At 61.3% G+C, this 13,219-nt stretch carries 12 protein-coding genes; 6 read left to right on the plus strand and 6 right to left on the minus strand.

Translation table 11 applies throughout. From position 1 onward, the window contains the following. The first annotated feature begins 40 nt into the window (after positions 1–40). A complete protein-coding gene (locus tag LIY36_RS26270) occupies positions 41–1,387 on the plus strand; it encodes a spinster family MFS transporter (RefSeq protein WP_226457704.1) in 1,347 nt (448 codons plus the stop codon). Positions 1,388–1,537: 150 nt separating this feature from the next. On the opposite strand, the gene rapA is transcribed toward LIY36_RS26270, so the two are convergent. Then, complete coding sequence (gene rapA, locus LIY36_RS26275; protein WP_226457705.1) at positions 1,538–4,384, minus strand: RNA polymerase-associated protein RapA; 2,847 nt, start codon at positions 4,382–4,384, stop codon at positions 1,538–1,540. Between the two features lie 220 nt (positions 4,385–4,604). On the opposite strand from rapA, the gene LIY36_RS26280 reads away from it, so the two are divergent. Next, the gene (locus LIY36_RS26280) at positions 4,605–4,946 is read left to right on the plus strand and encodes a hypothetical protein (protein WP_025855310.1); all 342 of its coding nucleotides are present in this window, start codon (positions 4,605–4,607) and stop codon (positions 4,944–4,946) included. Here the strand turns inward: LIY36_RS26280 and LIY36_RS26285 are convergent. From LIY36_RS26285 to LIY36_RS26295, 3 genes are all read right to left on the minus strand, one after another. Further along, positions 4,943–6,124, minus strand: coding sequence for an aminotransferase class V-fold PLP-dependent enzyme (locus tag LIY36_RS26285; RefSeq protein WP_226457706.1), 1,182 nt, complete (start codon positions 6,122–6,124; stop codon positions 4,943–4,945). The genes LIY36_RS26280 and LIY36_RS26285 overlap by 4 nt on opposite strands. Further along, positions 6,121–6,591 (minus strand): RidA family protein, encoded by a 471-nt coding sequence (locus LIY36_RS26290; RefSeq protein WP_226457707.1) that lies wholly within the window; start codon positions 6,589–6,591, stop codon positions 6,121–6,123. Before LIY36_RS26290 ends, LIY36_RS26285 begins: the two co-directional genes overlap by 4 nt. A gap of 91 nt (positions 6,592–6,682) precedes the next feature. After that, on the minus strand, positions 6,683–7,549 hold the full coding sequence (locus LIY36_RS26295; protein ID WP_226457708.1) for a LysR substrate-binding domain-containing protein: 867 nt from the start codon (positions 7,547–7,549) through the stop codon (positions 6,683–6,685). A 131-nt stretch (positions 7,550–7,680) separates the two neighbouring features. On the opposite strand from LIY36_RS26295, the gene LIY36_RS26300 reads away from it, so the two are divergent. Beyond that, complete coding sequence (locus LIY36_RS26300) at positions 7,681–7,842, plus strand: hypothetical protein (RefSeq protein WP_017844811.1); 162 nt, start codon at positions 7,681–7,683, stop codon at positions 7,840–7,842. A gap of 143 nt (positions 7,843–7,985) precedes the next feature. After that, a complete protein-coding gene (gene ccoM / locus LIY36_RS27770) occupies positions 7,986–8,102 on the plus strand; it encodes a cytochrome c oxidase subunit CcoM (RefSeq protein WP_003172387.1) in 117 nt (38 codons plus the stop codon). 163 nt (positions 8,103–8,265) lie between these two features. On the opposite strand, the gene LIY36_RS26305 is transcribed toward ccoM, so the two are convergent. Together LIY36_RS26305 and LIY36_RS26310 are read right to left on the minus strand one after the other, a co-directional pair. Next, positions 8,266–9,741, minus strand: a complete 1,476-nt coding sequence (locus LIY36_RS26305) for an inorganic phosphate transporter (RefSeq protein WP_192299288.1) — start codon at positions 9,739–9,741, stop codon at positions 8,266–8,268. Positions 9,742–10,064: 323 nt separating this feature from the next. Continuing rightward, a complete protein-coding gene (locus LIY36_RS26310) occupies positions 10,065–10,265 on the minus strand; it encodes a hypothetical protein (RefSeq protein ID WP_003172389.1) in 201 nt (66 codons plus the stop codon). Between the two features lie 526 nt (positions 10,266–10,791). On the opposite strand from LIY36_RS26310, the gene pcaR reads away from it, so the two are divergent. Together pcaR and LIY36_RS26320 are read left to right on the plus strand one after the other, a co-directional pair. Further along, entirely contained in the window at positions 10,792–11,634 is an 843-nt protein-coding gene (pcaR, locus tag LIY36_RS26315; protein ID WP_192299287.1) for a pca regulon transcriptional regulator PcaR, read from the plus strand. 147 nt (positions 11,635–11,781) lie between these two features. Continuing rightward, positions 11,782–13,122 carry an MFS transporter gene (locus tag LIY36_RS26320; RefSeq protein ID WP_226457709.1) on the plus strand — a complete coding sequence of 447 codons (1,341 nt, stop codon included), beginning with the start codon at positions 11,782–11,784 and terminating at the stop codon, positions 13,120–13,122. The last annotated feature ends 97 nt before the right edge of the window (positions 13,123–13,219 follow it).

Consider the following 13,219-nt stretch of genomic DNA (forward strand, 5'->3'; position numbering starts at 1 on the left):
CGGGCATCGCAGCTCTCATAACAATAAAAGAGACGGACCCATGCAGAACTCGACCCAAGCGGCGAATGCCTGGCGCATTCTGTTCCTGCTGTTCCTCGCCAATTTGTTCAACTTCTTCGATCGCACCATTCCCGCGATCATCATCGAGCCGATCCGCATGGAATGGCACCTGAGCGACTTCCAGCTCGGCATCATCGGTACCGCCTTCACCATCGTCTATGCCATCGCCGGCCTGCCCCTCGGGCGCCTGGCCGATACCGGTTCGCGCAGCAAATTGATGGGCTGGGGCCTGTTCGCCTGGAGTGGGCTGACGGCGGTCAATGGCCTGGTCGGCAGTTTCTGGAGCTTTTTGCTGGTGCGCATGGGCATCGGTATCGGCGAAGCCAGCTACGCCCCGGCGGCCAACTCGCTGATCGGCGACCTGTTTCCTGCCCATCGCCGTGCCCGGGCGATGGGCATTTTCATGCTCGGCTTGCCCCTGGGCCTGTTGTTGGCCTTCTTCACTATCGGTTGGATGGTCAAGGCGTTCGACAGCTGGCGCGCGCCGTTCTTTATCGCCGCCGTGCCGGGGATGATCCTTGCGGTGTTCATGTTCTATATCAAGGAGCCCAAGCGCGGCGCCGCTGAAACCGTGCAAGTCTCCCAGGCGCGCGTCGACCGCCCGATCCGTCGCGTGCTGGCGGTGCCGACGTTCCTTTGGCTGGTGCTGGCCGGGCTGTGTTTCAACTTCGCTACCTATGCCTGCAACTCGTTCCTGGTGCCGATGCTACAGCGCTACTTCCTGATGCCATTGCAGGATGCAGCGGTCGCCACGGGCGTGATCGTCGGCCTGACCGGCTTGGTGGGCCTGACCCTGGGCGGTTGGGTGGCCGACAAGATTCATCAGCGGGTTGCCAACGGCCGCCTGCTGTTCGCGGCGTTCAGCCTGATCATTTCCACCGTCACCACGGCCTGGGCGTTGCACGCCGGGCGTATCGAGATCGGGGTGTTCGTGGCGTTGTTCAGTGTGGGCTGGCTGTTTGCCTATAACTTCTACACCTGCGTGTACACGGCGATTCAAGACGTGGTCGAGCCGCGTCTGCGGGCCACGGCGATGGCGCTGTTTTTTGCCGGGTTGTACTTGCTGGGCGGCGGCATGGGGCCGATCGTGGTGGGGGGCTTGTCCGATCATTTCGCCCATTCGGCGATGTATGCGGCGGGGGCGGAGCAGATGACCGAGGCGTACAAGGCAGTGGGGTTGCATGACGCCATGTATCTGATCCCGGTGGCGCTGTTGCTGACCATGCTGTTTCTGTTCCAGGCGTCGCGGTGTTTTGTGCGTGATGCCAAGAAGATGAAGGAGGGGCTGGGGGTTATTGAGGTGCCGGCTTCGGCGGTTACAGCTTGAGACCGCGGTGACTTCATCGCAGGCAAGCCAGCTCCCACATTTGGCTGCATTCCAACATTGGAACTCGGTCAACTGTGGGAGCGGGTTTGCCCGCGATGAGGCCCTCAAGGCATATAAAGAAGGCCCGCATTGCGCGGGCCTTCTTTATTACTAGCCTGCGACCAGGACTCGAATCGCTTCCAACCGCAGCGCGGCTTTGTCCAGCATCGCCAAACCTTGCTCGCGCTGGTTGCGCAACGCCACCAATTCACTGTCACGCACGGTTGGGTTGACCGCTTGCAACGCGGTCAGGCGTGCCAGTTCTTCGTCGGTGTCCGCTGCCAGGCGACGCTTGGCCTCGGCCACACGCTCGGCGTGCTGCGGGGTGATCTTCTCTTCGCCGGCGTTGATCCGTGGCGTCAGCTGGTCGCGCTGGGCCTGGATAAACTTGTTGGCGCTGGCCCGTGGCACGCTTTCCAACTGGTCGTTGAGCGTCACGAACGACACACGGCTCGACAGGTCATTGCCATTGGCATCCAGCAAGCAGCGCAAGGCGGCCGGCGGCAGGTAGCGGCCCAGTTGCAGGGCGCGCGGTGCGACCACTTCGCTGACGTAGAGCAGTTCCAGCAACACGGTGCCCGGTTTCAGCGCCTTGTTCTTGATCAGGGCCACGGCGGTGTTGCCCATCGAACCGGACAGCACCAAGTCCATGCCGCCCTGCACCATCGGGTGTTCCCAGGTGATGAACTGCATGTCTTCACGTGACAGTGCCTGGTTGCGGTCGTAGGTGATGGTCACGCCTTCGTCGTCGCCGAGGGGGAAGCTGGCGTCGAGCATTTTTTCGCTCGGCTTCAGGATCAGGGCGTTTTCCGAATGGTCTTCGCTGTCGATGCCGAACGCATCGAACAGGGTTTCCATGTAGATCGGCAGGGCGAACTGATCGTCTTGCTCCAGGATGTCCTCGACCAGCGCGTCGCCTTCCCCGGCACCGCCGGAGTTGAGTTCCAGCAAGCGGTCGCGACCGGTGTGCAGCTCTTGCTCCAGGTGCTCGCGCTCGGTGCGGGCTTCGTCGATCAGGGCTTGCCACTCGCCGTCGTCGGCTGCTTCCAGCAGCGGCAGCAGGCGTGGGCCGAACTGATGCTGCAAGGCGTTGCCGGTCGGGCAGGTGTTGAGGAATGCATTCAGCGCCTCGTTGTACCACTGGAACAGGCGCTCTTGCGGGCTGGTCTCCAGGTATGGCACGTGCAGTTCGATCACGTGTTTCTGGCCGATCCGGTCCAGACGGCCGATCCGCTGTTCCAGCAGGTCCGGGTGAGACGGCAGGTCGAACAGCACCAAGTGGTGGGAGAACTGGAAGTTGCGGCCTTCGCTGCCGATCTCGGAGCAGATCAGCACCTGGGCGCCGAACTCTTCATCGGCGAAGTAGGCGGCGGCGCGGTCACGCTCGAGGATGTTCATGCCCTCGTGGAATACCGTGGCCGGAATGCCGGAGCGCACGCGCAGGGCGTCTTCCAGGTCCATGGCGGTTTCGGCGTGGGCGCAGATCACCAGGACCTTGGTGCGCTTGAGCATTTTCAGCTGGTCGATCAGCCATTCGACCCGTGGGTCGAAGCGCCACCAGCGGTTTTCTTCCTCAATGTCCGGTTGCGCCTGGAAGCTGACTTCCGGGTACAACTCGGCGTGCTCGCCCAGCGGCAATTCGAGGTATTCGTCCGGGTTCGCCAGCGGGTAGGCGTGCAGCTTGCGCTCCGGGAAACCCTGCACGGCGGCGCGGGTGTTGCGGAACAGCACGCGGCCGGTGCCGTGGCGGTCGAGCAACTCGCGCACCAGGCGTGCGCTGGCTTCGGTGTCACCATCGTTGACGGCGGTGAGCAGGGCTTCGCCTTCGTCACCGAGGAAACCCTGGATGGTCTTGTGGGCGGCTGGCGACAGGCGGCCCTTGTCCATCAGTTCCTGCACGGCTTCGGCCACCGGGCGATAGTTCTCGCTCTCGGCGCGGAAGGCGGCCAGGTCGTGGAAGCGGTTCGGGTCCAGCAGGCGCAGGCGGGCGAAGTGGCTGTCCTGGCCCAATTGTTCCGGGGTGGCGGTCAGCAGCAGCACGCCAGGAATCACTTCGGCCAGTTGCTCGACCAGGGCGTATTCGGCGCTGGCCTTTTCTTCGTGCCAGACCAGGTGGTGAGCTTCGTCGACCACCAGCAGGTCCCAGCCGGCGGCGAACAGCGCGTCCTGGGCCTTCTCGTCGTCCACCAGCCATTCCAGTGCCACCAGGGCAAGCTGGGTGTCTTCGAATGGGTTGGCGGCATCGCTTTCAATGAAGCGTTCTTCGTCAAACAGCGCAACCTGCAGGTTGAAGCGGCGGCGCATTTCCACCAGCCATTGGTGTTGCAGGTTTTCCGGGACCAGGATCAGCACGCGGTTGGCGCGGCCCGACAGCAGTTGGCGATGGATCACCAGGCCGGCTTCGATGGTCTTGCCCAGGCCTACTTCGTCGGCCAGCAATACCCGCGGCGCGATACGGTCGGCGACTTCACGGGCGATATGCAATTGGTGGGCAATCGGTTGCGCACGCACGCCACCCAGGCCCCACAGCGAAGACTGCAATTGGCGGCTGGTGTGTTCCAGGGTGTGGTAGCGCAGCGAGAACCAGGCCAGCGGGTCGATCTGCCCGGCGAACAGACGGTCGCTGGCCAGGCGGAACTGGATGAAATTGGAGAGTTGGGTTTCCGGCAGGGTGACCTGCTCGTTCTGCCCATTGAGGCCGTGGTACACCAGCAAGCCGTCGACGTCGTCGACTTCCTGCACGGTCATTTTCCAGCCTTCGAAATGGGTGATGGTGTCACCCGGCGAGAACCGCACGCGAGTGAGGGGCGCATTCCGTAGCGCATACTGGCGGGTGTCGCCAGTGGCCGGATAGAGCACGGTCAACAAGCGGCCGTCCTGTGCCAGAACGGTGCCTAACCCCAGCTCTGCTTCGCTGTCACTAATCCAGCGTTGCCCCGGTTGATACTGCTGCGCCATGCTGCCTGACTCCCGCCGTGAAAAAGCCGACTATCTTAACGGAACACGGCCCTCAGCCAAAGAACTCCTGACAAAAACTACTCCGTTTGAGTGGCTGCCCGGAAGTCGGATCGACGGGTGGCGGGCACTTGGGAGTGTCGACTGGGTCACAGCTTGGCGAGTGTAGGCTCAAGTCGCCCGCAGGCGCGCCGACAGCCTGTTGATCAGGAGAACAAACCTTATGCTGCCACCCATGCTGCCCGTCAGCGTTGTGCCGGTCACGTCACAACTCGATCCGGTACGCCAGAAACCGGATATTCCGCCCGTGGTGCCAGTTCAGGCGGGCTCCAACGAAAGCACCATCGACCTGAAGAAGGGCGATGCCGAGCAGTCGACCTTTCTGCTGCGCGAAGAACAACGCCGCCAGCAAGAGCAGCAAAAACGCCGCCGCGAAGCCGATGAAGACCCGGAGCAGCACCTGGCCATTCCGGGCGACCTGCTCAACGCCGACAACACCGTGCCGGTGGTGCCGCTGATCGAAGACGCGCCGCGCCAGGGTTTGTGGGTGGACGTCGAGGTTTAGCCGCGCAATTGCTCCAGGGCTACCAGCAACCGTTCGACGTCGTGTGTGTTATTGAGCGGGCTGACGGAAACCCGCGCAATGCTGGCCAGGCCGCGCGCCTGCATGTCCAGCGGGGTGTACGCCACGTCATTGGCGCCGATATTGATGCGCTTGAGGCCCAATTGCCGCTTGAGTTCGAAGGCGTCCCAGCCGGCGAGGTTGAAGGCGATCAGCCCGGATTGGCAGGTGCCCAGGTCGTGCAGGGTAATTCCTGGAATCTGACGCAGCCCTTCGCGGATTCGCTCGCTGACCTGTGAGACCGTTTCCCATACCCGCGCAATCCCCAACTGATTGATTTCCTGCAACGCATTGCCCAATCCCGCCAATAAGGCGTAGGACGCTTCGCTGGTTTCAAAGCGGCGGGCGTCGTTGCGCAAGTCGAACCCTTCGGTTGTCCACGGTGCAGAAAATACATCGCGCTGGGCCGGGTTCAGTTGCTTGAGAAAGTCTGGTCGCACATACAACAGTGCCGTGCCGCGTGGCCCGCGCAGGTGTTTGCGCCCGGCCGACTTGAGCACGTCGCAGTGCAGCGCCTGCACATCCACCGGCACTTGGCCGACGGCTTGGCCGGCATCGATGAAGTAAGGGATACCGTGCCTTCTGGCCACTTCGCCGATGGCCTGGGCGGGGTTGATCAGGCCGCCGTTGGCGGGCAGCCAGGTGAGGTCGATCAGCCTGACCTTGGCATCGATCATTGCTTCCAGCGCCCGCGGACAGACCGCGCCGGTTGCGTCGCAGGGGATGACTTCTATGCGGGCACCGGCTTGCACTGCCAGTTGCATGCTCGCCAGGTTGCCGCCCCATTCATGACGCCCCACCAGGATACGGTCGCCCGTCTGCCATGGGGCCAGCGCCTGGAACGCCATGTTCCAGGCGGCCGAGCCGCTGCCGGCGAAGGCGATGGATGCGGTGGGCGCATTGAGCAATTGCCCGGCGGCGTGACGGGCGTTATCCAGCAGTTGCGCGCCGTACTCGCCAGCCTCCATCGGCCCGTCGCGAGCCTCGCGGTGCAGTTGTTCGATGATGGCATCGAGGGTGGCCTGGCTCGGTAGCGATGCCCCTGCGTGATTGAAGTGCGCGATGCCGGACTGGCAGCCGGGGGTGGCGTCGCGCAGCGCCTGGATGTTGAGCGGGCTCACGGGCGTAGCTCGAAAATGGCGTCAATCTCCACCGCCACACCGGCGGGCAGGCTGGAGACACCCACGGCGGTGCGCACATGGCGGCCTTTTTCACCGAGGGCGTTGACCAACAGGTTCGACGCGCCGTTGGCGACCAGGCTCTGGCGCTGGAAGTCGCCGCTGCTGGCGATGTAAACGCCCAGGCGCAGCGTACGAACCAGCTGTGACAGGTCATCCTCCAGTGCATCGCCCAATTGCGCGAGCAGGCTCAACGCCGCCAGTTCTGCGGCGTGGGCGCCTTCTTCATCGCTGAGGGATTCCCCGAGGCGGCCGACATAGGCAGGTTGGCCATCGATCAGGGGAATTTGCCCGGAGATCAACAGCTGGTTGCCGCTGATGACATGGCTGATGTAGTTGGCCGCCGGCAGGCTGGGCGTTGGCAGCGTGAGGCCGAGGGTGTGTACGCGTTGGCGCAGGGAGTCGCTCATGATCCATCCTCAAGGGTTAGGGAGGACTGATCATGTTGCTCGGTCGGATTGGCGACAAACGGATAGATCTCACACGACGTATCAAAATAACTCACGCGTCGCTGCAGGCTTCCTTCAACCACTGGCTGAAACACTCGGCCGCTGCGCTGAGGCGGCCTTGGGGGGCGATCAGCCAGTAGCCGATGTCACTGTGGTAGGGCGGCCAGTCGAAGGCTTGCACCAGGCTGCCGTCTTGGAGCCGACGCTCGATAAGGCGATGGCGGCCCATGGCGATGCCTTGGCCGGCTACGGCGGCTTCGACCACGATGTTGTAGTCGTGCAGCATCACGCGGGGGTGACGGCTGAGGTCGACCTGGTAATGCGCAGACCAATCCGTCCATTCGAAGGGTTTGTGCGATGTAGCCATCAGCAACGGGCCGTCATGACGGGCCTTGAATGCCGGGCTGCATACGGGGGAGATCACTTCCGCCATCAGTCGGGTGGCCTGCACGTCGGGCCAATCGCCCTTGCCGTAGCGGATCGCCAGGTCGACTTCGGCACCGGCGACGTCGGCCAGTTGGATGGCTGGTAGCAGCTCGACCTGGATATGCGGGTAACGGTTGAGAAACCCGGCCAGGCGCGGCGCCAGCCACAGGGTAGCGAAGGAGGCGAGCAGGCCGATGCGCAACACCGTGGCACTGGGTGTTGCCCGCTGGGTGCGGGTGGCGGTGGCAATTGCGTCGAGGGCAGGGCGGATTTCATCGTAGTAGCGTTGGCCGTCGGCAGTCAGATCGATCGCACGGGTGCGTCGGATAAACAGCGGTTTGCCCAGATGCTGTTCAAGTTTCTGTACTTGATGGCTCAACGCACTCTGGGTCACCGACAGCTCTTGCGCCGCCTTGATAAAGCTCAAGTGCCGCGCCACGGCTTCGAAGGCGCGCAGGGCCAGCAACGGCGGAAGGTCCTTGTGCAGTGCCACTCGCGTGCGCTCCAGTACTAATGGGAAGTGCCGATTTTGGGCGATGACCTGCCTTTTGTCGCCCGCTGATTTGCCGTCGGGTGGGGCAGGCCGCATTATTGAGGTATTTCCGCCACGACGTAAGCCAAGCCATGAGTGATGACGACAAGCTGATTGACCTGAATGCCGAACGTGCCAAGCGTGTGCATGACCTCAATGACAAACGCCTGAATGAAGTGCGCCAGGCATTCGAGCAAGCGATGCCGTTGGGCAAAGTTAAGAAAAAACCAAAGAACAAACCGAAAAAGCGTTGAAACAACCTGCATCTGTTGATGCAGGTCAGTTATTGCCCTTCTTTACGCCCCGTCGTGGGCGACATTGATCCCCGTCAATTTTCCAATCCACCTTCTCGATTAACTTAGCCCTATCGCAACAGGGCAAGTGCAGGAGGCCGGTCATGTTTATCGACAATGTGGTATTTGCCGGAGTGCTGACCGTCAGCCTCATGGTGTTGTTTTTTGTAGGGTTTGGAATTTTTATCTGGAAAGACGCGAACAAGCGTAAAAAACCATAGGGCTTTCCAGGTTACATGAGCACGCAAGGCATTTTGGGCGACTTCGGTCGCCCTTTTTTTTGCCTGTAATTTAATCAACAAGACATTTTTATTGAGCTTGGCTACAGGCATAAAAAAAGGTGCGACCCTCGCGGATCGCACCTTTTTTATTGCAAGCAGACTATCAGTTGCCCAGCGCCTTGGACGCCAGCCAGAACAGCCCGGCCGACAGGCCCACGGTTGCCGGCAGGGTCAATACCCACGCCATCAGGATGGTCTTGACCGTACCGCCTTGCAGGCCGCTCTTATTGGCGACCATGGTGCCGGCGACGCCCGACGACAGCACGTGGGTGGTCGACACCGGCAGGCTGAAGATGTTGGCCAGGCCAATCATGCTCGCCGTGGTGATCTGTGCCGACATGCCCTGGGCATAGGTCATGCCCTGCTTGCCGATTTTCTCACCGATGGTCAGTACCACACGCTTCCAGCCCACCATGGTGCCCAGGCCCAGGGCCAGTGCAACCGCGAGGATCACCCAGAACGGTGCGTACTCGGTGGTGGCGGTCAGGTCTTTGCGCAGCTTGTCCAGGTCGGCCTTCTCACGGGCTTCCAGGCCCGGCAGCTTGCCGACTTTCTTCGCGGTATCGTCCAGGCAGAGCAGGTAGCGACGTACTTCGATACGGTGATCAGCGGTCAACGAGTGGTAGTCGGACACACCTTTCAATGTCTCCATCAGCGCACTGATAGTGGGTTCGGTCTGCTGCGGGTTGCACTGGAACTTGCCCGGCAGGTCATCCTTCACGCTTTTGCCCAGGGCCAGGAACTCGCCAAGGGTGGCACTGTTGCGCTGGTAGAACTGGCTCAAATGCACCGTGGCGTCGCGGGTGCGTTCGATCTGGTAGGTGGTGCTGCCCAGGTCGAGTACGAACTGCGCCGGCACGATACCGATGAGTACCAGCATGATCAGGCCGATACCTTTCTGGCCATCGTTGGAACCGTGCACGAAGCTCACGGCCATGGCGGAGATCACCAGGACCAGGCGGTTCCAGAAGGGCGGGTGCTTTTTGTCGTCGAGCTTGCGGCGCTGGTCCGGCGTCTTGTGCATCTTCGACAGCGGGCGCCACCACTTCAGGCCGATCAGCACCAGGGCTGCGACCAGGAAGCCGGCCATCGGCGAGAACACCAGGGAGGCGCCGATATCGATCGCTTTCTGCCAGTTCACGCCATCGGCCAACGGGATGTCGTTGATCAGGGCGTTGGCCAGGCCGACACCGAGGATCGAGCCGATCAGGGTGTGGGAGCTGGACGCCGGGATACCGAAGTACCAAGTGCCCAGGTTCCAGGTGATCGCCGCCGCCAACAAGGAGAAGACCATGGCCAAGCCGTGGCCGGTGTTCACATTGATCAGCAACTCCACCGGCAGCAAGTGCACGATGGCGTAGGCGACACCGACACCACCGAGCAAAACGCCGAGGAAGTTGAACACCCCGGAGAAGAACACGGCCAGGTGTGGCGGCATGGCTTTGGTATAGATGACTGTGGCCACCGCGTTTGCGGTGTCATGAAAGCCATTGATGAACTCGAAGGCGAGGACAAAGGCCAGGGCGAGCAACAGGCTCACTAGAACCCAAGCATCCAGTCCGCTGAATAAATCGATCATGAAGGTTTTCTGACCCGGTCGTAAGGGGGCGCGATTATGCCAGAAAACCTCAGTAATCGATGCATTAGCTGCTCATCGGTAACAATCTTCATTGAAAAAGCCTGGGGGAAAGGCGCCTATCCCAGGGTTTTCGGGGCTTTGACAAGTCTTTGATTTATAAAGCACAAGGCTTGCAGGGCAGGGAATTGCCATGAAAATGGCATGCCTGAAACATTTGTATGAAATTTCGTCTGCGACTGTAGGTCGCTTGTTAGAGCAGTGGCTGCCCTCAGCTGGCAATAAGCCAGCCGAGGTGGCAAATCCTGGCGCTCGGGCCGAAGTGCTTATGGCTCTTCGGCTTTGAGTTCCTGTTCAATCTTTTGGATTTCCTGGGCAAAGGCCTGGTCAAGCAGGCTGGCGCGTTTACGCCAAGGTTTGCGTTCAGGTTCTGGCTGGGCGGCGTAGGTGGTGACTTCCCCGCCGTAAACGTCCTTGTAACGTTGTTCCTGGCGCTCAAGTTCCGCGCGCAGTTCATCTTTTGTCACTTTATTGAATACCTGATTGAAGTGAGTTGAGTTTAATTGCCGTACAGGGGTGTATTGGACAGTCGTGCTCAGGCAATTCCAAGTTGAACCCTTCAAGTTTGAAAGTCGTGCCTGGAGTCCATTCAATAAACCGGTACTTGTGACCGACGTCACACACTGAGTGTGCCGCCTGGCGAGCTCTGGTCCCGATTATCAAACCGGGCTGACCTCTGCACAGCTTGCAGTATAGCGGCGCATTTGAATAACACTATCACCATAAAGTTAAAAATCGACAACTTTGTGTGAGCGTTCTGTTACTTGAACGCGTGCGTAATTGCTGAAAATCTGGCGTCAAGAAATATCTCCTCTTCATGCTGTTGCGAGGCGCCACCCAGCTTTATGATCCGGGCGGGGTGAATTGCGATAATCGGATATGTGTTCGATAATCGCCCAGCGTTGCGGGGCGGACATTGTGTCTGGCGACCCGCGCGGCTTGTAATAGAGGCCAAACCTTTTGTGGTTGAAAACAAGAAAAAGGATCCCTGAGATGAACGATCAACTGCGCAACTCTTTCGCATCAGTGGCGCCACCGATCGTGGCTTCACCGGCCAAGCGGATTCAGGCGTTTACCGGCGATCCGGATTTCATGACCTCCCTGGCCCGTGGCCTGGCCGTGGTGCAGGCGTTCCAGGAGCGCAAGCGGCACCTGACCATTGCGCAAATCAGCCACCGCACCGAAATCCCCCGTGCCGCCGTGCGCCGTTGCCTCTACACGCTGATCAAGCTCGGCTACGCCACCACCGATGGGCGCACCTATTCGCTGCTGCCCAAAGTGCTGACCCTCGGCCATGCGTACTTATCGTCCACGCCGCTGGCAGTGTCGGCGCAGCCTTATCTGGACCGCATGAGCGAGCAACTCCACGAAGCCTGCAACATGGCCACCCTCGAGGGTGATGACATCCTCTACATCGCCCGCTCCGCCACGACCCAGCGCCTGATCTCGGTCGACCTGTCGGTAGGCGGGCGCCTGCCGGCGTATTGCACCTCGATGGGCCGCATCCTCCTTGCCGCACTGGACGACGCCTCTTTACAGGACTACCTCGACCACGCCGACCTGCAAACCAAGACCAGCCGCACCCTGACCACGCCGACGGCCTTGCTCGACTGCCTGCAACAAGTACGTCAGCAAGGCTGGTGCATCGTCGATCAGGAACTGGAGCAGGGCCTGCGTTCCATCGCCGTGCCGGTGTATGACGCGTCTGGCCAGGTGTTGGCCGCGCTCAACGTCAGCACCCACGCCGGACGCGTCAGCCGCAACGAGCTGGAGCAGCGTTTCCTGCCGAGTATGCTCAGCGCCAGTCGCGAACTGAGCGCGCAGCTGTTTACCTAAGGTGTTCGGTGACCGCACAGATCCCGGCTCGGTCAATTGACGATGTTTCCCCTGGCTTATTAATGTGCGGCAGCGCTCTAGGGCGCGCCCCAATAATAATGACGACCAAAGGTTGTCAGCCCGCCCATCGGTGTGGAAATAACAATAATGAATCAGCCTTCTGTCGGTACTACCCTGGACGTCCAGTCCTTCATCAACGCCCAGCCGCTGTCACGCTACCAGTGGCGTGTGGTGATCCTGTGTTTCCTGATTGTCTTCCTCGATGGCCTCGACACGGCGGCCATGGGCTTTATCGCGCCGGCCTTGTCCCAGGACTGGGGCATCGACCGCGCCAGCCTCGGCCCGGTGATGAGCGCCGCGTTGATCGGCATGGTCTTCGGCGCCCTCGGCTCGGGCCCGCTGGCCGACCGCTTCGGGCGCAAAGTGGTGTTGGTCGGCGCGGTGCTGGTGTTTGGTGCGTTCAGCCTGGCGTCGGCCTACAGCAGTAACGTCGACCAGTTGCTGGTGCTGCGCTTTCTCACCGGGCTCGGCCTGGGGGCGGGCATGCCGAATGCCACCACGCTGCTCTCCGAATACACCCCCGAGCGCCACAAGTCGCTGCTGGTGACCAGCATGTTCTGCGGTTTCAACCTGGGCATGGCCGGTGGCGGGTTTATCTCGGCCAAGCTGATCCCGGCGTTCGGCTGGCATGCCCTGTTGATGATCGGCGGCATTCTGCCCTTGATCCTGGTGGTGGTGCTGATGCTCTGGCTGCCGGAGTCGGCGCGTTACCTGGTGGTGCGCAATCGTGGCACCGACAAGGTGCGCAAGACCCTGGCGCCCATCGAACCGAATATCGTCGCCCAAGCCACTGCGTTCAGCGTGCCCGAGCAAAAAACCGTCAAGGCGCGCAACGTCTTCGCGGTGATCTTCTCCGGCACCTACAGCGCCGGCACCTTGCTGTTGTGGCTGACCTACTTCATGGGCCTGGTGATCGTGTACCTGCTGACCAGTTGGTTGCCGACCCTGATGCGCGACAGCGGCGCCAGCATGGAACAGGCCGCGTTTATCGGTGCACTGTTCCAGTTTGGTGGCGTGCTCAGTGCGGTCGGTGTGGGGTGGGCGATGGACCGGTTCAATCCGCACAAGGTCATCGGCACTTTCTATCTGTTGGCCGGGGTGTTTGCCTACGCGGTCGGCCAGAGCCTGGGCAACATCACGCTGCTGGCAACCTTGGTGTTGATCGCCGGGATGTGCGTCAACGGTGCGCAATCGGCGATGCCATCGCTGGCCGCACGTTTCTACCCGACCCAGGGCCGTGCCACGGGCGTGTCGTGGATGCTCGGCATCGGTCGCTTCGGCGCGATCCTCGGCGCGTGGATGGGCGCGACGTTGCTGGGGCTGGGCTGGAATTTCGAGCAAGTGCTGACGGCACTGGTGATTCCGGCTGCGCTGGCCACGGCTGCGGTGGTGATCAAAGGCATGGTCAGTCATGCGGATGCGACGTAGCGCTTGGCGCTGATGCTATGCCGACCGGGCTTATGTGGGAGCGAGCTTGCTCGCGAGTGCGGTGAGTCAGTGAATACATGAGTTGACTGATTCACCC

Source organism: Pseudomonas sp. AF03-9 (assembly GCF_020515815.1).
Classification (GTDB): Bacteria; Pseudomonadota; Gammaproteobacteria; order Pseudomonadales; family Pseudomonadaceae; genus Aquipseudomonas.

What these genes read in the sequence shown, in the direction of transcription:
- rapA (WP_226457705.1), bottom strand. Translation starts at nt 4,384, where the DNA reads ATGGCGCAGCAGTATCAACCGGGGCAACGCTGGATTAGTGACAGCGAA.
- LIY36_RS26270 (WP_226457704.1), top strand. Translation starts at nt 41, where the DNA reads ATGCAGAACTCGACCCAAGCGGCGAATGCCTGGCGCATTCTGTTCCTG.
- LIY36_RS26290 (WP_226457707.1), bottom strand. Translation starts at nt 6,591, where the DNA reads ATGAGCGACTCCCTGCGCCAACGCGTACACACCCTCGGCCTCACGCTG.
- LIY36_RS26320 (WP_226457709.1), top strand. Translation starts at nt 11,782, where the DNA reads ATGAATCAGCCTTCTGTCGGTACTACCCTGGACGTCCAGTCCTTCATC.
- pcaR (WP_192299287.1), top strand. Translation starts at nt 10,792, where the DNA reads ATGAACGATCAACTGCGCAACTCTTTCGCATCAGTGGCGCCACCGATC.
- LIY36_RS26305 (WP_192299288.1), bottom strand. Translation starts at nt 9,741, where the DNA reads ATGATCGATTTATTCAGCGGACTGGATGCTTGGGTTCTAGTGAGCCTG.
- ccoM (WP_003172387.1), top strand. Translation starts at nt 7,986, where the DNA reads ATGTTTATCGACAATGTGGTATTTGCCGGAGTGCTGACCGTCAGCCTC.
- LIY36_RS26280 (WP_025855310.1), top strand. Translation starts at nt 4,605, where the DNA reads ATGCTGCCACCCATGCTGCCCGTCAGCGTTGTGCCGGTCACGTCACAA.
- LIY36_RS26300 (WP_017844811.1), top strand. Translation starts at nt 7,681, where the DNA reads ATGAGTGATGACGACAAGCTGATTGACCTGAATGCCGAACGTGCCAAG.